The sequence below is a fragment of the Rhodococcus sp. T9N genome (assembly GCF_024436645.1).
GTDB classification, from domain to species: Bacteria; Actinomycetota; Actinomycetes; order Mycobacteriales; family Mycobacteriaceae; genus Rhodococcus_F; species Rhodococcus_F qingshengii.
This window is the reverse complement of record NZ_JAMSKS010000017.1, coordinates 13,425-32,606: the sequence shown is the minus strand read 5'-3', so window position 1 is coordinate 32,606 and position 19,182 is coordinate 13,425. Positions and strand designations below refer to the sequence as shown.

General features: G+C 62.5%; 19 protein-coding genes. 10 read left to right on the top strand and 9 right to left on the bottom strand.

The window, feature by feature from the left end; translation table 11 throughout:
- Window positions 1-29 precede the first annotated feature (29 nt).
- Window positions 30-1,061 carry an ABC transporter substrate-binding protein gene (locus tag M1L53_RS24145; RefSeq protein ID WP_232319073.1) on the bottom strand — a complete coding sequence of 344 codons (1,032 nt, stop codon included), beginning with the start codon at window positions 1,059-1,061 and terminating at the stop codon, window positions 30-32.
- A gap of 101 nt (window positions 1,062-1,162) precedes the next feature.
- Window positions 1,163-1,516, bottom strand: coding sequence for a zinc ribbon domain-containing protein YjdM (locus M1L53_RS24140; protein ID WP_164490578.1), 354 nt, complete (start codon window positions 1,514-1,516; stop codon window positions 1,163-1,165).
- A gap of 104 nt (window positions 1,517-1,620) precedes the next feature.
- Here M1L53_RS24140 and M1L53_RS24135 point away from each other — a divergent pair, with 104 nt between their 5' ends.
- From M1L53_RS24135 to M1L53_RS24120, 4 genes are all read left to right on the top strand, one after another.
- On the top strand, window positions 1,621-2,253 hold the full coding sequence (locus M1L53_RS24135; protein WP_047270417.1) for a TetR/AcrR family transcriptional regulator: 633 nt from the start codon (window positions 1,621-1,623) through the stop codon (window positions 2,251-2,253).
- 41 nt (window positions 2,254-2,294) lie between these two features.
- The gene (locus M1L53_RS24130; RefSeq protein ID WP_003944867.1) at window positions 2,295-3,866 is read left to right on the top strand and encodes an MDR family MFS transporter; all 1,572 of its coding nucleotides are present in this window, start codon (window positions 2,295-2,297) and stop codon (window positions 3,864-3,866) included.
- Between the two features lie 17 nt (window positions 3,867-3,883).
- Complete coding sequence (locus M1L53_RS24125; protein ID WP_185744457.1) at window positions 3,884-4,480, top strand: CHAP domain-containing protein; 597 nt, start codon at window positions 3,884-3,886, stop codon at window positions 4,478-4,480.
- Window positions 4,481-4,689: 209 nt separating this feature from the next.
- The gene (locus M1L53_RS24120) at window positions 4,690-5,418 is read left to right on the top strand and encodes an HD domain-containing protein (RefSeq protein ID WP_054188205.1); all 729 of its coding nucleotides are present in this window, start codon (window positions 4,690-4,692) and stop codon (window positions 5,416-5,418) included.
- Here M1L53_RS24120 and M1L53_RS24115 read toward each other — a convergent pair whose 3' ends face one another.
- Entirely contained in the window at window positions 5,419-5,790 is a 372-nt protein-coding gene (locus tag M1L53_RS24115) for a cupin domain-containing protein (RefSeq protein ID WP_003945018.1), read from the bottom strand.
- 89 nt (window positions 5,791-5,879) lie between these two features.
- Here M1L53_RS24115 and M1L53_RS24110 point away from each other — a divergent pair, with 89 nt between their 5' ends.
- The gene (locus M1L53_RS24110) at window positions 5,880-6,698 is read left to right on the top strand and encodes an AraC family transcriptional regulator (protein WP_054188204.1); all 819 of its coding nucleotides are present in this window, start codon (window positions 5,880-5,882) and stop codon (window positions 6,696-6,698) included.
- Window positions 6,699-6,793: 95 nt separating this feature from the next.
- Here the strand turns inward: M1L53_RS24110 and M1L53_RS24105 are convergent, their stop codons facing one another.
- Entirely contained in the window at window positions 6,794-7,447 is a 654-nt protein-coding gene (locus M1L53_RS24105) for a hypothetical protein (RefSeq protein WP_054188203.1), read from the bottom strand.
- Window positions 7,414-8,469, bottom strand: a complete 1,056-nt coding sequence (locus M1L53_RS24100; protein WP_228232709.1) for a LacI family DNA-binding transcriptional regulator — start codon at window positions 8,467-8,469, stop codon at window positions 7,414-7,416. The genes M1L53_RS24105 and M1L53_RS24100 overlap by 34 nt, the downstream gene beginning before the upstream one ends.
- Window positions 8,470-8,539: 70 nt before the next feature.
- On the opposite strand from M1L53_RS24100, the gene M1L53_RS24095 reads away from it, so the two are divergent.
- Window positions 8,540-9,769, top strand: a complete 1,230-nt coding sequence (locus tag M1L53_RS24095; protein WP_054188201.1) for an MFS transporter — start codon at window positions 8,540-8,542, stop codon at window positions 9,767-9,769.
- On the opposite strand, the gene M1L53_RS24090 is transcribed toward M1L53_RS24095, so the two are convergent.
- From M1L53_RS24090 to M1L53_RS24075, 4 genes are read right to left on the bottom strand one after another with little or no spacing between them, the layout of a single operon-like run.
- Window positions 9,730-10,398: a bifunctional 2-polyprenyl-6-hydroxyphenol methylase/3-demethylubiquinol 3-O-methyltransferase UbiG gene (locus M1L53_RS24090; RefSeq protein ID WP_054188257.1), complete on the bottom strand. Its 669-nt coding sequence runs from the start codon at window positions 10,396-10,398 to the stop codon at window positions 9,730-9,732. The genes M1L53_RS24095 and M1L53_RS24090 overlap by 40 nt on opposite strands.
- Before the next feature lie 36 nt (window positions 10,399-10,434).
- Window positions 10,435-12,978, bottom strand: coding sequence for a polynucleotide kinase-phosphatase (locus M1L53_RS24085; protein ID WP_054188200.1), 2,544 nt, complete (start codon window positions 12,976-12,978; stop codon window positions 10,435-10,437).
- On the bottom strand, window positions 12,975-14,378 hold the full coding sequence (locus M1L53_RS24080; RefSeq protein ID WP_397517564.1) for a 3' terminal RNA ribose 2'-O-methyltransferase Hen1: 1,404 nt from the start codon (window positions 14,376-14,378) through the stop codon (window positions 12,975-12,977). The genes M1L53_RS24085 and M1L53_RS24080 overlap by 4 nt, the downstream gene beginning before the upstream one ends.
- 58 nt (window positions 14,379-14,436) lie before the next feature.
- The gene (locus M1L53_RS24075) at window positions 14,437-15,474 is read right to left on the bottom strand and encodes an Rv2578c family radical SAM protein (RefSeq protein WP_003944842.1); all 1,038 of its coding nucleotides are present in this window, start codon (window positions 15,472-15,474) and stop codon (window positions 14,437-14,439) included.
- A gap of 98 nt (window positions 15,475-15,572) precedes the next feature.
- On the opposite strand from M1L53_RS24075, the gene M1L53_RS24070 reads away from it, so the two are divergent.
- Genes M1L53_RS24070 through M1L53_RS24055 form a run of 4 tightly spaced genes read left to right on the top strand, consistent with a single transcriptional unit; the run spans window position 15,573 to window position 19,138 of the window.
- Window positions 15,573-15,938: a RidA family protein gene (locus tag M1L53_RS24070; protein WP_019748335.1), complete on the top strand. Its 366-nt coding sequence runs from the start codon at window positions 15,573-15,575 to the stop codon at window positions 15,936-15,938.
- Between the two features lie 53 nt (window positions 15,939-15,991).
- On the top strand, window positions 15,992-16,876 hold the full coding sequence (locus M1L53_RS24065; RefSeq protein WP_080961165.1) for a DUF5995 family protein: 885 nt from the start codon (window positions 15,992-15,994) through the stop codon (window positions 16,874-16,876).
- A gap of 49 nt (window positions 16,877-16,925) precedes the next feature.
- On the top strand, window positions 16,926-18,359 hold the full coding sequence (locus M1L53_RS24060; protein WP_231915016.1) for a putative nucleotidyltransferase substrate binding domain-containing protein: 1,434 nt from the start codon (window positions 16,926-16,928) through the stop codon (window positions 18,357-18,359).
- Entirely contained in the window at window positions 18,356-19,138 is a 783-nt protein-coding gene (locus M1L53_RS24055) for a Fic family protein (protein WP_054188197.1), read from the top strand. The genes M1L53_RS24060 and M1L53_RS24055 overlap by 4 nt, the downstream gene beginning before the upstream one ends.
- The last annotated feature ends 44 nt before the right edge of the window (window positions 19,139-19,182 follow it).

Sequence of the window (19,182 nt, the reverse complement as noted above, 5' to 3'; positions counted from 1 at the left end):
CACCGATAAGTCGAGGTGACACGACGGCGTCAGCTGAAGATCCGCTCGATGTCGTCGAGTCGCAGCTCGGTCGCGCGGGGAGAATAGCCCGAGCCCCACAGGCTGTCGTCGACGTAATGGACGTTCCCCGAGCGGACAGCGGGAAGACGCTCCCAGAGCGGGTTCATCGCCAACTGCGCGCGGACGTCCTGCTGGTCCTGGAATGCGCCCACGATGATCACGTCGCTGGTCACCTGATCGAGTTGCTCCGCTGTGAGTGTGCGCGTGAACTCCTCCGATGTAGCTCGATCGCCGGGGAAACCGAGGGCGTCGAGAAGAGCGTCGACCTGGTTGTAGACGACACCGTTCTCGCCGGTGCGGAGGAGGGTCACCGACGGCAACGAACCGAGGGCGGAGAGTCGATCCTTGATTGTGAGGAGGCGCTCTTCCGTTCTCGCGTTCAATTCCGCAGCAGCGTCTTCGCGTCGGACCGCGACGCCCATCGAGGTGACCAACTTCTTCATCTCGGCCCACGTGAGGTACCCGTTGAAGCCGGCGAATACTGGAACACCGGTCGCGGAGAGTTCGTCGTAGGACTTTGCCGCATAAGCATTTCCGGCCGTCAGGAGCATGACGATCAGATCCGGCGACACGCCGATGATTGCTTCCTTGTTCCACGTTCCCGCCGTGCCGAGGTTCGGGATGTTCGCAGCCTCCGGCATCGTGCGCAACACCGCGTCACCGCTCACACCCTCGAGACCGAAGAAGCCGCCGACGATCTTCTCCGGCGGCACACCGAGGTCGAGCACCGTCGCCATGGCGCTGACATGGGCGATGACCATTCGCTGCGGGTCCGACGGAATCTCGACACTGCCCGTCTCATCCTGCACTGTGACGAGACCGCCTGACTCCAAGCCGTTTTCGTCGCTGCTGCACGCTGCCAGCAAGGTCGCGGCCGCGGCACCGAGCCCGGCGCCGAGGAAACCCCTGCGCGTCAGCGCATCGACGATGCGTTTCCACTGCTCGTCTGTATCGAGTGCGGTGTTATCGAGTGCGGGCACCAGGCAGATCGAGTTCGGCACAGTTCGGTCCATTCGTTCGAGCGGTCGAGAATCACCTCGATTGTGGCTATCGAACCGTCGAAACTGAACAGGATTTCGAGCCGACAACTATCGCTGTCCGGTCACACCTTCTTGACGACGCTCGACTTCAATTGCATCGGTCCGATGCCGTCGACCTTGCAGTCGATGTCGTGGTCACCAACACCCTGAACAAGGCGGATGTTGCGAACTTTCGTACCTGACTTGATGCCGGTCGGACTGCCCTTCACCTTGAGCGTCTTGACGACCGTCACCGTGTCGCCGTCCGCAAGAATGTTGCCTACGGCATCTTTCACCACACCCAGGTCCTCGCCGGCACTATCGGTCGGCGCCCACTCGTGCGCGCAGGACGGGCAGACCATCAACGCGCCCATCTCGTAGGTGTATTCGCCGGCGCATTCAGGGCAAGGGGGCAAGGTGTCTTCCACGCGGTTCATCCTATCCACCAGGCACCCGATCCCCATTTTTGCATTTCATGAGGCATTCTTGGGCGAAATATTGCATTCGATGAAACTTTGCACTCTGTGCAATTATGGATGAAATGGGAACCGAAACTCTCGGATTGCGCGAACGAAAACGAATTGCGACGAGGCAGCTGATCGAGCACACCGCCGTCGAACTCGTTCTCGACCTGGGCTATGACGAAGTGACCGTCGAGAAAATCTGCGAAGCCTGCAATCTGTCGACCCGCACGTTCTTCAACTACTTCCCCACCAAGGACGCAGCGATCGGTGGGCTCATGCTCGTCGTGCCAAATGAGACGACCATGCTCACGCTCATCGGCGAGCACCCGGACGATCCGCTGCGCGGCGCCCTCGCGGTATTCGAGGCGGCGATGCAAATCGTCGACGAGCGACCCGATCTGCTCGCGCATCGACGCGAATTGTTCGAGCGTCATCCCACGCTGTTGCAACAACATCTGGCCACCTTCCACGATCTTGAAGACACGCTCACCCGGATCCTCACGCGGGAGTTGTCGAACAGAACCGAGTATCGCCGCCTGCACTCGGACACAGCCGCTGCCGACGAAGCCACAGCAACGGTCATCACCGCAGGCGCCGCGATGCGTTACGTCTTCCGAAAATGGCAGAACAGTGAACGGGCAAGCCCCAGAACAGATTTGCTCGATCCGGCACTACTCCTGATGGCTCGAATACTGAGGTCCGAGAGCTGATCCACACTCTCGCACCCGCCGTCACTCAACTAAGGAACTACATGTCCACTCGAGAAGCTGCGACCGTCGAGCCCGACGGCACGCATACCGACACCGAGGCCTCGCCGGACAAACGGTCGATCATCCTCGTTTTTGTCGGGCTGATGATCACGATGCTTCTGGCTTCGCTCGACCAGATGATCTTCAGTACCGCGTTGCCCACCATCGTGGGCGAATTGAACGGCGTCAACCACATGGTCTGGGTGACGACGGCATACATCCTCGCCTCGACCGTCATGATGCCGGTGTACGGAAAACTCGGTGACCTGATCGGCCGCAAGGGCCTCTTCATCGGCGCCATCAGCATTTTCATCGTCGGTTCGGTGATCGGCGGTCTGTCCCACGACATGACCACACTCATCGCTGGTCGAGCCGTGCAGGGACTCGGCGGCGGCGGATTGATCCTGCTTTCCCAGGCGATCATCGCCGACGTCGTCCCCGCCAGGCAACGCGGCCGGTACATGGGTGCCATGGGCGGGGTGTTCGCACTGGCTTCGGTTGCCGGTCCCCTACTCGGCGGCTGGTTCACCGAGGGCATCGGTTGGCGTTGGGCCTTCTGGATCAACATCCCCCTAGGCCTACTCGCCATCGCGAGCGCGATGGCATTTCTGCACCTGCGGAAGCCGAACCTCGGCAAGCCTCGCATCGACTATCTGGGCATGGTTCTCGTCGCGACGGCAGCGACGTGTCTGATCCTGTTCACGACCTGGGGCGGAAACACCTACGCCTGGGGATCGGCCGTCATCATCGGGTTGATCGTCGGCTGCGTCGTGACGGCAGTGGCTTTTGTCTTCGTCGAAAAGCGTGCCGACGAACCGGTGATTCCGATGCACCTGTTCGCTCAGCGCAACTTCGTGTTGACCACCGTCGCCGGCCTGATCATCGGAATCGCCATGTTCGGTGCGCTCGCCTACCTGCCGACCTACATCCAAATGGTGACAGGCAAGAACGCCACCGAAGCTGGATTGATGATGATTCCCATGATGGCGGGCCTGCTCGTCGCCTCCATCGGGTCCGGCCAGCTGGTCAGCAAGACCGGCCGCTACAAGATCTTCCCCATCGTCGGAACATCCATCGTCGCTGTTGCTCTGGTCCTGCTCTCACGTCTGACGCCGTCGACCTCACTGCTGGTCTTCGGTTGCTACATCGCACTCATGGGTATCGGACTCGGCCTCGTCATGCAGATCTTGATCTTGATCGTGCAGAACACCTTCCCCGCGGCCGAAGTGGGAACGGCCACCGCGTCGAACAACTTCTTCCGCCAGATCGGTGCGTCGTTGGGCAGCGCGATCGTGGGCAGCCTGTTCGCCTCGCGTCTGACCAATCTCCTGGCCGAGCGACTCCCGGCGAATGGCGGCGCGGTCGGTGGTGACGAGAACTCCTTGACCCCGGGAATCCTCTGGAAGTTGCCGAGCCAGGTTCGCGAGATCATCGTCGGCGCGTACAACGACGCGCTCGCGCCGATCTTCCTCTACCTCGTCCCCTTGGTCATCGCAGCGGTCGTGTTGTTGCTCTTCGTCAAGGAGAAGCCACTCGCGACGACGATCGATCGCTCTGCACCCCCGCTCGAGTAATTGACTATCGTGGCGTGATGTCGCACGCACCGAATACGCCCAGACGCACTCTCGCTGTTCTGGGCGTATTCGGCGTTGCGGTGGTCGTAGTTGTCGCCGGCGCACTGTGGTGGTTCGCGCGCGGCGACGACGCTCTTGCCGGCGAGAATCTTGATTCGTTCCCGGCCGTCGACCACAGCATTCTCAGCGCTCAGCAGAGTGCGCTACTGGGCGTCCTCGAGCAGGAATGGGAGTCAGGGAGTCCCGGCACCAAGTACGCCGAGGGTGTCGAAGAATCGTGGTGTGCCGATTTCGTGAGCTGGTCGATGAACCGGATCGGCACGCCGTTCTCGAACCCCAACTCAGGGTCGTGGCGCATCCCCGGGGTGTACACGCTGCAGGAGCATTACGAGTCCATCGACGCGTTTGTCCCCTACGGTCGGGACTACCAACCCAAGGTCGGCGACACGATCCTGTACGGCGACTCGAGCCCCTTCGGCCAACACGTCAACGTCGTTCTGGTCAACGACGCCGGCACTCTGACGACCGTCGGCGGCAACGAGAACAACAAGGTCATGCTCCATCGCATCGTCCCGTCGGAAGTCCCGGGGATCGTCGGGTTCGGCGTCATCTGAGCCCGAGCCCCACCGTCGTTGCTTGATGGTTCTTGCGATGTGTAGAGGTGAGGCTACAGATTCGGGGTTGCCGTTGGATGGCACTTGCTATCAACCAATATTCGGAAAATTCCGTGTTTCCGTCATTGACAGATATTAGACATCTGTGAAGAAGTTTCCCTGCCAACTAGATTCGTATCCAGCTGTCCCCCACCCAGAACAGGAATTCGATGCGCCCTGGTGAGCTCACCACTCTCGAGCAGATACAACTCATGGCCCGCGCGGCTGCTGCGCAGGCCATGAGTGCTCCGTCGATGCTCCGACTGCGGCTCGGCCGCTACCCCACTCGCACACCCGAGCTGCGCAAACGCCCACTCCCCGACACCAAGCTGTGCAGCGAAGCGCTCGATCACGCCAGAGGAACCCTGTCCCCCGCGGTCTTGAACCACAGCCTGCGCTGCTGGATCTGGGCCGACGCCTTCGCGCAGATCGATGCGATCGAGTACGACCCCGAAGATCTCTTCACTGCGTGCGCCCTTCACGATGTCGGACTGGGCGCAGAAGGATCGGCCGAGCACGGGTGTTTCACCTACATCAGTGCCGCAGACGCAGAAGAACTCGCGACCAGAGTGGGAACTTCGGAGAGGTCGGTACAGCGAATCGGCGAAGCGATCCGTCTGCACATGGATCTGACCGTCGACCGCGGCGCGGGCGCTGACGCCTACCTACTGCATGCCGCAGCGCATTTCGACGTTGCCGGTCGGCGTGCGCCCGAAATTCCGCGAGCAACTGTTGATGCAACAATCGCGGAGTACCCGCGAACAGGGTTCACCGACGAGTTCGCGCAGTCGATGCGGCGCGAGGTCGAGCTTCGTCCTCACTCTCGCGCGGCGACGCTCTGGAGATCGGGAATGGCCTTGCCGTTGCGTACCAATCCCCTGGATTGGAAGAGCCGGTAACTACGAAAAGTCCTCGAGCACTGCGGTTCGCGCCCCTCCGACGTTCCCGGTATTCACCACGCCAACGGGTTCGATCAACATCACCTCCGCTTCGTCCTCGGCGATCGGGCAATGTTCGACTCCGCGCGGTACCACGAACAGTTCACCGGGCCCCAGTGGAACATCTCCGTTTCGGAGTTGGATTCGAATCTGCCCCTTCGTCACCAGGAACATTTCGTCGGTGTCGGTGTGGGAGTGCCAGACGAATTCACCTTTGATCTTGACGATCTTGATCTCGTAATCATTGAGGGCCGCAATCTTCTTGGGCGACCAGTGCTCGGTGAACTGACCGAACTTCTCGCGGAGCGATACCGCTGTTGCCGAACTGTTCATGTTGTTCCTCCCTCGGGCGCGCCACCATCGCGATGACGACCCCGCCACTCTTCGTCACCCGAGGCAGCTGCGTCTTGTACGTTTCTGACATGGATCCCCGCGGCGCACAGATCACCGCGTGGGCACCGGGCCTCGCGGGAATCACCGAGGTCTTCCATGCCGATTTCGTCGGACACGCCTATCCCAAACACACGCACGATCAGTGGTCTCTGATGCTCGTCGACCGCGGCACGATTGCATACGACCTCGATCATCGCGCTCATGGCGCGGCACCCGAGATCGTGACTCTGTTGCCGCCAGGCATCGCACACGACGGAGTTCCGGTCACCGAGGCCGGATTTCGTCAACGAATCCTCTACCTCGACACGTCAGTTCTCGGCGAGGTCCTCATAGGCCCGGCGGTGGACAGCCCCGAGATTCGAGACCCTCTGCTGCGCCATCGCATCGATCAACTGCACTCTGCACTCGGCCCGGACGGCGAATCACTCGAGGCCGAAAGTCGCCTGGGATTCCTCGCTGAAAGATTGAACGAGATCCTCACACCGGCCACAGGTCGATCCCGTCACACGCGGACCGTTGACGAACGCGTTGCCGATCAACTTCGGGACCTGCTCGATGCGCGACTCACAACGGGAATCACGATGCGGGAAGCGTCGAACATCCTGCAGCGGAACCCCACGTATCTGATCAAGAACTTCGCGAAGCATTTCGGGCTTCCGCCTCACAAGTACGTGACGGGACGACGAATCGATCTGGCGCGACGCGCAATCCTCGCCGGGCGCGAATTGGCGGACGTGGCCGTCGACGTCGGATTCCACGATCAATCCCACCTGTCGCGGCACTTCGTCAAGCATGTCGGGGCGCCGCCCGGCAAATACTCACTGAACGTGGCCAGTGGAGCGCGCTAGTCGCAGCACCTGGCACCGGTTTCGTCGAGCAGACACTGGTTCCGGTCAGCTGGAGTCTGTGTCCACTGAATGAAAACGGTGTCAGGTCCCAACGATCAAGCAGCCGTCTCGAGGTCGACCAGGAGGAAGTCCTCGCGCCGCGGCCCGTATTCACGATCGGTCAGCTGATACGAGCGCAACGCGCGAGGTGCACGGGCCAACTCGTAGAAGCGCTCGGAGCCAGGCACGAGTTGCCTCGTAGCCCAACCCCAGTTCGGGCCGTGCGGAAACTTCGGGTCGGGCAGCATGTCGGACTCCATCGACATGAGCCGCAGGCGCCGAACTACCCCGGTCGTGGCGGCACTCTCGTCGAAATCGATCCATGCCTGACGGGCATTTGTGTCGTCACGAGGAGTTCCGGCGCGTAGTTGCAAAGCGCCCGCGGCTTCGATCCGAGAAGGCAACGGTGGTTCGGCGTCGAACATGAATTGCAGTGCAGCGACGCGAGCGATCGCCGGCTGGACCGGCTCCCGAATGCCTGACCCGTCGCGAGGCAGTCTCCACATCAATGGTTTCGAACTCGTGCGCACTTCCGCCGTCAAGACCCACGCCGGCTCGACTACCGCCCACCTGCTCGGGCTGTCGACATTCCAGGAGAGTCCCCACCGGACGGTCTCCCCCAATTCGGGAGGGACAAACCACCGAAGACGCAGACCGTCGATGACTACCGGCGTGATCATCGCGTCGAAGTTCGCCGACGCACCGACCACTCGACCGGCTCCACCGCATCGTCCAGCCCGAGAACCACGCGAGCTGCATTGCGCCCTTGATCGAACAGGGACTGGCGAACCGTCGTCAGGCCGGCGTCCGATGCGGCTGTTGTGTCGTCCCATCCGACGACTGCGACATCGTCGGGCAGCGCGAGGCCGAGTTCACGGATCGCGTCCAGAACCCCCAGAGCCAGTTCGTCACTCATCGCCAAGATGACATCGGGCCTTCGGCTCTCGGGAACGTCGAGCAGGGACCGAGCCATCCGCGCACCCTCGCTCCGCTCGTTGACAGTGACGACCCCTACCCGCACCGAGGGCCAATCGAGGCCCGCGTCGCGGACGGCGCGCTCGTAGCCCTCGAGCCGATGGCGGGACACCGGAAAGAACGCTTCACCTGGATCCACGTCCATCCGAATCTCGGACCGACGCTCACGATCCCACGGAAGGCTGATCACCGCGGGCCGCTGCGCCCCCGACAACCCGACTGCCGCGATCGCAACGGCGCCGGCAACATCGTCCATCCCGACGAGATCCACACCCTCGTGCAACGGACCACCCTGGATGCATGCGGGTTTTCCGGTGCCGACAATCGCGTCGAGGATGGGATCGTCGAAGACGGTGGTCCAGACGACAAAACCGTCTACTGCCGCGTCGCGAACTCTGTCGACGTCTCCCGGTTTCCCCGAGTTCGGCAGCATCATCAGCCCGGCGTTCGCATCCAGGCACGCTTCGGCGACTCCCGAGAGGAATCGCCGAGCTACTGCGTCTTCGAAGGCGTACGTCAGCTTCTCGCTGAAGACGACCGCGATGTTGTTGAATTTCCCGCTCCGCAAGGACTGCGCCGCCCGGTTCGGGCCCGCGTACTCGAGCTCTTCGGCGGCGGCGAACACCTTGGCCCGCGTTGATTCAGACACGCGCTCGGGCTGCGCGAAGGAGTACGACACCGACATCACCGACACGCCTGCGGCCTTGGCGACGTCGGCCATCGTCGGACGACTCGAACGCTGCGCACGTATGGCCATGAACATCAGCATAGCGAGTGAAAAATATCCATTGCGCAGGTGTGTATCGATACATGTATCGTTACACAACATGACTGCTCGACTGCCGAAGGCAACCACGCTACGGCTGATGACACTGGCCGGAGCAGCCTTCGCCTACGTGACGGCCGAAATGCTCCCCGTCGGACTGCTCAGCGAAGTCTCAACGGACCTCGAAGTCACCGAAGGGCGTGTCGGCCTACTGCTGACCTTCTACGCATACGGTGTCGCGGTCTTGACGCTTCCGCTGATCGGAGCGGTCAAAACCTGGCCGCGACGACGCGTCGTCGTTCTGACGGTGGCCACCCTCGCGGTGTCGCAACTGGTCGCAGCATTGGCCGTCAACTATCCGATGCTCGTGATCGGACGATTGCTCTGCGCTGCGACGCACGGAGTGTTCTGGGCTGTCGTTGCACCGGTCGCTGCCACCCTGGTTCCGCGCGGACAACAGGGCAAGGCCATCGCGATGGTGTATGCCGGTACGTCTCTCGCTTTTGTTCTCGGAGGACCCCTGTCTTCGGCGATCGGCCAGTCCTGGGGTTGGCGGACCACGTCGGCGGCAATCGGTGTGGTGGCAGTGGGCATTGCTTTCTCACTGCATCGTGCGTTGCCCGAAATGCCGGTCGATCAACACCATCGGAGCAAGCGAGACAAACCGAAGCCGACACCGGCGATGAAACGGGCACTCGCCGTCATCTGCGCGGCAACGCTGTTTGCCGCCCTGGGGCAATTCGCTTCGTACACGTTCTTCACACTTCTGGTGGAGGAAAGCCTCGGCTCGTCCGGTGGCATCCGTACCGCGATGCTTCTGGTCTACGGCGCCGCCGGCGCCGTCGGAGTGTGGGTCGCCGGCAAGTACTACGACCGCCGACCGCGCCTCTTCACGCTCATCGCGATCGCGACGGTGGCAGGCGCGCTGGCCATCTTCTGGCTCTTGGCGCCGTCGATGGGAGCGTTCGCTGTCGTCGCCACGATCTTGTGGGGTGCGGCGTTCACCACCGTTCCGATCTGCCTCCAGTCCTCGGTTCTGCGCGCCGTCCCGATCGGGACCGACCGTGCCTCGGCCATCTACGTCGTCGTGTTCCAGATCGCGATTGCAACGGGCGCTCTGCTCGGTGCGGCCGTCGTCGACAGTGGCGGGCTCTCACATCTGGCGGGCATCGGGGCCGCTCTGATGATCGCTTCGTTGGCGATAGTCGGGTTCGGCCGACGCGCGTTTCCCCAGGAACCGGAACGGTCTACTCACTCCCCCACCGACGCGCCGGCCGGACTCTCGTCGTAGATCAGGGTGTATCGCCAGAACAGTCGTCTCCTGATCCGGCTACCTGGCAAATACAACGCGGCCGCGCGTCGGACGTCAGCCATCGACTCACCCGGTTCCGCGGTGGGAGCTGTCATCGCCTTCAGTGGCTCGGAGGCAACCCGTCGATGCTTGACGACGCCGACGACGGGATTGCACACGGTCGCCAACACCGACAGGAGTGCGTCGGTGGCTGTGGTCGATCGATAACACCCGACCACGACGAGCCGCCCGCCCGGTTCGAGCAGGCTACTCAGCTGCTTCATCGACTCGTCGAGTGGAAGATGATGCAACGCTGCGACGACTGTGATCGCGTCGTACTTCGCCTCGGATGCAAAGTCCTCGATCCGCTGCGCGTCGATGATCACGTTCCCGTCGTCGACAAACCTTGCGCGCACGGCGGCCGAGGTTGTCAGGTCGGGTTCCACACCGACCACCACGTCGAACCGCCGACGCAAGAGGTCGATCAGATTGCCAGTCCCGCTCCCCACGTCGAGAGCGCGACCGGACCTGACCCCGCGCAGATTACGTAGAACCCACCGGCCGTAGTGATCGTTGTGACTCCACGGATGGCGTCGATTGAAACCGTCCAAGCGAGCAATCACACCCATACCCGACGGTATCAATCCGAGCCCGCGCACCGGCCGTCACAACCGCGGGTCGACCGGCTCCGATTCGAGAGCCAGCACCGCGAACACGGCCTGGTGCGCTCGCCACAAAGGTTCACGGTCGACGAGCCTGGATACCGCCTCCATGCCGAGCGCGTACTCGCGCAGCGCCATCGACTGCTTGTGTCCGAGGTTGCGGTTACGCAATCTCGCAAGCGTCGACGGTTCGAGGTAGTCGGCACCGTAGATCAATCGCAGGTACTCCCGGCCGCGGACCTTGATCCCCGGCTGAACCTTCGCGTTGTACCCCCGCGGTCCGTGAATCTGATTCGCCAGCGGTTTGACGACCATCCCCTCACCACCGTCGCCGGTGAGCGACTCCCACCACTTCGTCGCTTCGAACACCGAGTCCTCGGAACCGAGATCGACCACCAGGCGACGTGTAGTGGTAAATCGACTCGGGTCGGCCGCGGCCAGGCGGTCCGAAATACCGAGGTGCCATTCGTGATCCCGTTCCCCGTACGACTGGCCCTCGGCCGCCAGAATCTGGAACGGCGCGATGGTGACGCCGTCCAGTCCGTTCGTCGGCCACACGTACCGTCGGTACGCCTCGCCGAAGCGCTCGATACTGGCGGCCCGAACAGTTGTCTGTTCGAACATCTCCGCCACGTCCAGGCCCCGCGACCCGGCCCGCGCCAGCACGGCCTCGCGAGCTGTGAGGTCTGATCGCCCGGCCGCCGCGACCGACGCGTACTGCGAGCGCAGCAGACCTTCCGCTTTGACGTTCCACGGCAACAGTTCGCAGTCGAGGAGCAGCCAGTCGGTGCCCAGCTCTTCCCACAACCCAGCGGAGGTGACTGCGGCGGCGATGTCGTCGATCAACTGCTGAGTCAGGTCGTCGTCGAAGAACTGGCGGCCGGTGCGGGTGTGCACCATCCCGGTGAGCGCATCCGGAGCGTCGAAGCGGGACTGAGCAACCGATCGATCACGGCACACGAGCACCACTGCCCGCGAACCCATGTGCTTCTCTTCGCAGATCACTGTTCCGATTCCGCCGGCCCGGTATGCGTCGAACGCGGTCGACGGGTGTTCCAGATAGTTCTCGGATTGGGCGCTCGCGCAGGGCGCCATGGTCGGCGGTAGGTACCGCAGCCATTGCGGCGCGACCGCGAATCGGCTCATCACTTCCAAGGCGCCGGCAGCGTTGTCGGTGCGAACGGACACTCGACCGCGCAGTTCGGTGTCGACGCCGGTCGTTTCGAGGACGTCGGCGAGATCGAGCACGTCCGGATCACGAGTCGGCGGTGCCAGCGGTACCACCGGCTCGTACCAAACCTGCTCCGCCGGAACCGACACGATCTCTCGTTCCGGGTATCGAAGAGCCGTGAGGGATCCACCGAACACACAGCCGGTGTCGAGGCACGCGGTGTTGTTGATCCATTCCACCTCGTGCACCGGCGTGTGACCGTAGAGGACCATCGCTGATCCTCGGTAGTCCTGCGCCCACGGGTATCGAACGGGTAAGCCGAATTCGTCCGTCTCACCGGTAGTTTCACCGTAGAGCGCAAAGCTCCGGACTCGACCGGATGCCCTGTTGTGGTAATCCTCCTTGAGACCGGCGTGCGCGACAACGAGTTTGCCGTCGTCCAGGACGAGGTGCGCGACGAGGCCGTCACAGAAGTCGACGACGCTTTCGCGGAACTCCGCCGACTCGGTGGCCATCTGCTCGAGGGTCTCGGCGAGTCCGTGACTCGGCGTGACCTTCTTACCGCGCAAGGCCTTGACGAGTTTGTTCTCGTGGTTACCCGGAACCGCTATCGCATGTCCCGCCGCGACCATCCCCATGACCAGACGCAGCACACCGACCGAATCCGGTCCTCGATCCACGTAGTCACCGAGGAAGACGGCAGTTCGCCCTTCCGGCGGCACCGCATCGACAGCTCTGCCGTCCGTCCCGTAGTCGACGGTGTAGCCGAGTTTCACGAGGAGCGTCTCGAGCTCGCTTCGACATCCGTGGATGTCACCGATGACGTCGAACGGACCACGCTCGACACGCAGATCGCTGCGGAGCGGGTGGCGCAAGAATGTGGCTTCGGAAACCGCGTCCTCACCTCTGAGGATGTGAACCGAACGGAAACCTTCCTTACCCAGCCCGCGGAGCGAGCGAGTCAGCTGTTGGTGCTGGCGGCGTATCACGTCGCGTCCGAACGTCCGGTCAGAGCGTGCGTCGTTTCGTGCAGAACAGACCGATTCCGGAACATCGAGCACGACTGCCACCGGCAGTATGTCGTGCTCGCGAGCCAACGCGACGAGTCGCTTGCGCGCGGCGGGCTGGACGTTGGTCGCGTCGACCACCGTGAGGCGTCCGCGTCGCAAACGCTTGGCCGCGACGAACTCCAGCACTTCGAAAGCATCGGACGTCGACTCCTGTGAGTTCGGATCATCACTGACCCACCCTCTGAATGTGTCACTCGAGAGAGTTTCGAACTCACTGAAGTGACGCGCCGCAAAGGTCGACTTTCCCGAGCCACTGACGCCGATGAGTACTACCAGGGCGAGATCTGGAATCTCGTACACCGTCATGACGTTCGTGCCTCCTTCGTGAAGATTGCCATCTGTGTCGGCCCGCCAAGGACCGGATCAATTGCTCCGACAAATTCGAACTCCACGCAATAGCCGTGGACTCGGGCCGTTTCGGTTGCCCAGTCGCGGAATTGGGTTCGGGAGAACTCGAACCTGTGATCGGGGTGCCTGAACTCTCCCGCGGCCAATGCCGGATACAGCACGTTGTAGTCGGCATTCGGAGTAGTCAGCAGCACATACTGCGGTGCTGCGTCCACGAAGACCGATCTGACCAGCGCCGGCAGGCGCGCCGTGTCGACGTGCTCGACCACCTCCATCAGCACGGCTGCGTCGAAGCCTTTCAAGCGTGCGTCGCGGTACGTCGCGGACGACTGCATCAAAGACACACGTTCACGTTGGGCGTCGGACATTTCGGTGAACTTCAATCTGCGTTGCGCCCGTGTCAGTTCGCGCGCGCTCACATCGACGCCGACAAGTTTGTCGAATTGAGCGTGCGGCATCAGCACCTCGATCAGTTTGCCTTCGCCGCAACCGATGTCGACAATCGTTCTGACGTGCAGTCGCTGAAGCGTCGCCAAAACTGCGTCGACGCGAAGCCGTGCCAGCGGCGGATCCGGTCGCGGTAGTTCGATCTGCGCCTCGGCTTGTTCGGGAATCAGTCGATCGACCACCGATTCGACCAGGTCGCGTCGACGCGCCAGGTAGCGGGACATGATCAGCGCGGAATCCGGATGCGACGCCAACCACTCTCCAGCGACGCGGATCAACTTGTCTGCCTCGTCGGGTCCCACCCAGTAGTGCTTCACGTCGTCGAGGACCGGCAACAGCACGTAGAGGTGCCGAAGGGCACTCTGCACCGTGTGTTCCCCGGTGAGCGTCAACGACACGAAGTCGGAGTTTCCCCACGTCGGCAGGTGCGGATCAAGCTGCACCGGTATCGCGGTCACATCCCAGCCCAGCGGCTCGAACAACCGACGAGGCAATTCCGCATCGCCGCCGCACGGAACCACCGGAATCGAGACGGTCAACGCGAGTTCGGTTCCGACGAGTTCCGGGTGCGACTTGCACGTTCCCGTCAACGCGGTGCGAAACAGCTTCGACAGAGCAACCGAGAGTATGGACGACGCCGCATACGGCCGATCGTTGACATACTCACCCAGCGAAAAGTTGTCGCCACTCTTGCCGCGTCGATACCTACTCTGCACAAGTTCGATGGGGTCGACGTCCACAATCACTGCCACCGTGGTCTTTTCGGCCGAGGCCTCCGGGTACAGAACCGTGGCGGTGCCGATCGCCAAGTCGAAGCTTTGCACGCGGTCGGGATGTTTGTGCAGCAGGTAGCTCAACGCGGTCGCATCAGGAGTCTGCGGGGTCGGGGTGGACGTCAGTGTGAGTAGCACCAGGCGAATGTAGCCCGGCAAACGTCCGGGGCGCCTCCGATTTACGCGCCCGCGGCCGTCAGAACAAAGTGAGAGCTGCTCCCGCACCCACCAGTTCCCGGGGCGCCTCACGCGGCTCACTGCCAGCTGCACTGACGTCTCGATGCTCCGAACGACCACCCAACCCATGGCGCTCGACCAATGGCTCGACACGGCTTGCGAGCCAACGCTTGTATTCGGGAGTGACATACGCGCCCCGCCCGTACAGCTCGCGGTAGCGACGGATGAGCGCCGGATGTTCCTGAGCAAGCCAATTCATGAACCAACCCCGAGTACTCCCCCGCAGGTGCATCGGGAAGACCGTCACACTCGTCGCACCGGCTTCGGACAGTGCCTCGAACAGCCCGTCGAGATGACTGGTGGAATCGGTGAGGAACGGAATGACCGGCGCCACCATGACATTGCACGAGAATCCCGCGTCGGTGATGGCGCGGATCATCTCGAGACGCGCCCGCGGCGACGGGGTACCAGGCTCGATCTGCTTCTGAAGTGCAGCGTCGTTGATCGCCAACGACACTCCGATTCCGACGTCGACCTGCGCCGCCGCCATTTTCAACAGCGGCAGGTCCCGTCGGAGCAAAGTTCCCTTCGTCAAGATCGAGAAGGGAGTTCCGGATTCGGTCAACGCGCGAATAATGCCGGGCATCAAGCGGTATCGGCCCTCCGCTCGCTGATAGGGATCGGTGTTGGTACCCAGTGCCACCGCCTCCCGCTTCCAGGACTTTCGCGCCAACTCTTTGCGGAGCACCGCGGCAATGTTCGTCTTCACGACCACTTGGGAATCGAAATCCGCGCCGGCGTCGAGGTCGAGATACTCGTGACTCGGTCTCGCGAAACAATATCGGCATGCGTGCGAGCAACCACGAAAAGCGTTGACGGTGAAGCTGAACGGCAACGTCGACTCTTCGGGCATCTTGTTGAGCGCGCTCTTGCAGAGCACCTCGTGAAACGTGATTCCCTCGAACTCGGGAGTCTGCACGGAGCGAACCAACCCGGCTCGTTCGAGTCCGGGTAGCGCTCCGTCATCTGCATCCAATGCCTGACCCGACCACCTCATGGCCCCAAGTCGAACACTTGTTCTAAGGTATGTCAAGATGGAGCGAATCCCCGACCGTGCCTCACCACGGCCGGGAAGTTGTTGGCAGAATTCGGTGCATGTCGAACAGAATCAATATTTCGTCCGGTTCCGAATGGGAACCCAAGATCGGTTACTCCCGTGCCGTGCGCATCGGTAACCAGATCGCAGTCTCCGGCACCACCGCTCCTGGTGAGACCCTCACAGATCAGACCCGCGCGGCGCTCGAAACTATCAAGGCAGCACTTGCCGAGGCCGGCGCCTCGCTCGACGACGTCATCCGCACTCGCATGTACCTGCGCGACATGACGCAGTGGGAGCAGGCCGCTCTCGCGCACGGTGAAGTGTTCGGCGAGATTCGTCCCGCCACGACGATCCTCGAGGTCAGCTCGCTGATCGACCCCGCTCTGCTCATCGAGATCGAGGCCGACGCGGTTCTCAGCTGATCGCCAATCCGGACATTTGTGAAATGGGCGCCTAGTCTGAGCCGATGAAACCGATGCGGCTGTATCCGTTGACGCTCGCGCTCGGCATCACCGCCGCTTTCCTCTCGCCCGGTTCTGCACTCGCAGAACCGGGCGAGAGTCTTTCGACGGCTTGCGGCAGCCAGTTGAGCAATGCCGAGGTGGGCCGGATTGCCGAACTCAGCGACGTCACGACCCTGAACGGTGCCGGACTGCCTCGGCTCGAGACCGCTGTCGAACGTCATCGTGAGATCACGTCGATCCTCGTCTCACACCAGGATTGGCGAGGCTTGTTCTCCATCGGCCTGGACGCTGTCGAACACGAGGCGGTGATGCCGCTGCAGCGAGACCCTGCGGCCTTCGCCGATGACGAGTGGGCCCATTCCGTCAGCTTCGAATTGCTGCGCAGGTACCTGGTGAACGTCCATGCAGAGTTCACCGGTACTCCCACCGATCCGGCGTGGAGCAACTACTTCGCCCTGACACGTCAGTGCGACGCCAGTCCAGCACGGGTCGCCATGGCCGGCTACAACGCGCATCTCACCGTCGACCTCGCTCACGCCGTCGCCACGTCCGGAACCACTGCGGAGGATGTCCCCGATTTTTACAAGATCGTCGATTCCATTGCCGTCAAGGGTGGTTCGATCGTGACCCTCACCAAGGCCGAGTACGACGCCGATCTGGGGCCGCTCTGGCGGTTCTACTTCGTCGGCGAAGGACTCGACCGATTGGCCGGAAACTCGCAGCCCTCGGAACTGCTGCTCCGCGCCGCCGACAGCGGATACAACACCATCACGCTGGCCAACGGATTCGCCCTCCAGAATCCGCAGACACGTCCTGGCGCAGAACAGGAGATCGACGCACTCTGGCGTACTACAGATTCCGCTCTCGACGTACTCTCGCGACTCGGTGGTCTCTGACATCTCACCCTCCGCTGCCTGAACCGGACACACCTGCGACAATGACCCCATGACGGGGCACTCGACGGGGCAAGGCATGCAGAGTCCCGCCATGCGCCGGGTGCGAGACCTGTTGCGCGGGCCCGCAATTGTCTGCGACGGCCGGGCAACCATCCGCGAGGCCGCGAAGTTGATGACCGATGCGGGCCGCCGCGCTGTTGTGATCCCGACGGAGACAACCGGTTTCGGAATCTTCACCGAAGGTGACCTACGTGCTCGTGTGGTAGTCGGTGGTATCGACAGCAATCAGCCGGTATCAACGGTGATGACGCCGTCAGCAGTGACAGTCGATCCGGATCGATTGGGCGCCGACGCCGTGACCGACATGCTCGAGTACGGATTGCGCCATCTCCCGGTCGTGACTGAGGCAGGCGCACTGATGGGCGTGCTCGAACTCAGCGACCTCCTGACTTCGGCCACCAATCAGGGTTTCGAACTGCGCGCAGCGCTCGCCACAGCACAGGATGACGCCCACCTCGTCGAAACAGCCCGCGCGGTCCCTGTTCTGGTGACGGAATTGGTGGCGTCACGGGTCTCACCGCTCGACATCGGTGCGACGCTGGCGGTGCTGATCGACGTGACGGTCAGGCGCGCCATCGAATTGGTGGTGGACGGAGACGAGCGACCGGATTTCGCGTGGCTGTCGCTCGGCAGCGTCGCCAGACGTGAAGCGCTCCCCTCTTCGGATATCGACAGTGCGCTGGTGTGGGGCGGCGAATCTCATCACGAGGGAGCCGACGCCGCGAAGACCATCCACGACATCCTCGATCTGTGCGGGTTCCCTCGCGACACCAAGAACGCCGTCGCGACCCAGGCCAGGTTCGCTCGGACGCTCCCACAATGGCGCACTGCGCTGCGGAAATGGGTATCCAATCCGTACCAGGACCAGGCCCTGGTCATGTTGTCGATGCTGGCGGATGCCCGCGTCGTCGCGGGCGATCCGGCGTTGGATCCTCGCCCTGCGGCGTTGGATCAACTGCGACTGCACCCGGCCGTCATGCGACTGCTCCTTCGCGAAGCCGTCGGAGACAAGGCAAAGCTCCATTCGTTCAAGGACGTGATGACGCGTCGGACCGGAACCGTCGACCTCAAAGCCAGCGCCGTCCAACCGATCGTGAACATCGCTCGTTGGGCGGGGATTTCCGTGGGCGCCCGCACGAGTTCGACACTCGAACGCCTCAAGGCTGCAGCGGGAAGCGGTTTCCTACTCGACGACGACGCCCAGGTACTGATCGAATCTTTCGAGGTGTTGCAGCAGATTCGTGTCCGCCACCAGACCGATCAGTTCGCGGCAGGTCGGCCACCGACCGACGAAGTCGTGATCTCCGAACTCACTCCGCTCTCGCGGAGCTTGCTGAGCAATGCAGTGCGCGAGGTCGCAGGTGTGCAACGACGACTCGAATATGCCGCGTCCGCGTCGGCGCTACCCGACATCGACCCGTGAATCACACTGCGCTCGAACAGGTTCTAGCGGCGGAGCGCCTCGAAGGCTGGGATCCGAGTAACGAGCAGATCGCGGAACTCGACGCCGTCATGATCGGGATGCTCTCTCGGCGTGAGTATTTCGAGCAGGAATTGGCGCGAGCCGTCGGCCTCTCGTCTGCGATTCCCCCGCGGATCCGCTGGCGACGATCAGCGCCGTACGTCTATCGCGGTACATCGGTTCTCGAGAACAATTTCGACGTACGAGATCCCGCCGCACTGCAATCACTCGAGTTCGCGGCGACCGCGCTTCGTCTGGGTGAGGCGCATCTCGGCAGCGACCTCGTACCGCACACGCGAGACACAGCCGAACTTCTCCTACTTCACCAGCACGTTTTCCAAGATCTGTACCAGTGGGCCGGACACATCAGAACCGTCGACATCAGGAAAGGTGCGGCAACGTTTGCTCCGGTCTCGGCGATTCGGAACTACCTGTCCGAGGTCGAAGAGATCATCGCCGCCGTCGATTGGGTAGCACTCGATCACGGCGCTGCGTCGTTCGCGCTCGCATCGGTGTACTCGACGCTCAATCATGCCCACCCGTTTCGGGAAGGAAACGGGCGAACCGGAACCCTCTTCCTGCACCGACTCGCCGCGGACACCCGGTATCAGCTCGACTTGTCGCGGGTGAGCAGAACCGAGTGGGTATCCGCGTCGAGGGATTCTGCGCCTTTCCGGCCCACCGGAACCCCGTCGCCTCGCCCGTTCATCGATCTGTTCAATCGCGCGCTGACTCGCTGACGCAAACATCTGCTGCCCGTTCCAGGCGGACTGAACACCGTTAC

Bases quoted from the DNA above. Each gene is read 5' to 3' on its own strand.
- M1L53_RS24065 (WP_080961165.1), top strand. From the start codon at position 15,992: ATGCGGCTGTATCCGTTGACGCTCGCGCTCGGCATCACCGCCGCTTTC.
- M1L53_RS24090 (WP_054188257.1), bottom strand. From the start codon at position 10,398: ATGGGTGTGATTGCTCGCTTGGACGGTTTCAATCGACGCCATCCGTGG.
- M1L53_RS24110 (WP_054188204.1), top strand. From the start codon at position 5,880: ATGGATCCCCGCGGCGCACAGATCACCGCGTGGGCACCGGGCCTCGCG.
- M1L53_RS24075 (WP_003944842.1), bottom strand. From the start codon at position 15,474: ATGAGGTGGTCGGGTCAGGCATTGGATGCAGATGACGGAGCGCTACCC.
- M1L53_RS24125 (WP_185744457.1), top strand. From the start codon at position 3,884: ATGTCGCACGCACCGAATACGCCCAGACGCACTCTCGCTGTTCTGGGC.
- M1L53_RS24085 (WP_054188200.1), bottom strand. From the start codon at position 12,978: ATGACGGTGTACGAGATTCCAGATCTCGCCCTGGTAGTACTCATCGGC.
- M1L53_RS24060 (WP_231915016.1), top strand. From the start codon at position 16,926: ATGACGGGGCACTCGACGGGGCAAGGCATGCAGAGTCCCGCCATGCGC.
- M1L53_RS24140 (WP_164490578.1), bottom strand. From the start codon at position 1,516: ATGAACCGCGTGGAAGACACCTTGCCCCCTTGCCCTGAATGCGCCGGC.
- M1L53_RS24115 (WP_003945018.1), bottom strand. From the start codon at position 5,790: ATGAACAGTTCGGCAACAGCGGTATCGCTCCGCGAGAAGTTCGGTCAG.
- M1L53_RS24095 (WP_054188201.1), top strand. From the start codon at position 8,540: ATGACTGCTCGACTGCCGAAGGCAACCACGCTACGGCTGATGACACTG.
- M1L53_RS24120 (WP_054188205.1), top strand. From the start codon at position 4,690: ATGCGCCCTGGTGAGCTCACCACTCTCGAGCAGATACAACTCATGGCC.
- M1L53_RS24130 (WP_003944867.1), top strand. From the start codon at position 2,295: ATGTCCACTCGAGAAGCTGCGACCGTCGAGCCCGACGGCACGCATACC.
- M1L53_RS24100 (WP_228232709.1), bottom strand. From the start codon at position 8,469: ATGGCCATACGTGCGCAGCGTTCGAGTCGTCCGACGATGGCCGACGTC.
- M1L53_RS24135 (WP_047270417.1), top strand. From the start codon at position 1,621: ATGGGAACCGAAACTCTCGGATTGCGCGAACGAAAACGAATTGCGACG.
- M1L53_RS24070 (WP_019748335.1), top strand. From the start codon at position 15,573: ATGTCGAACAGAATCAATATTTCGTCCGGTTCCGAATGGGAACCCAAG.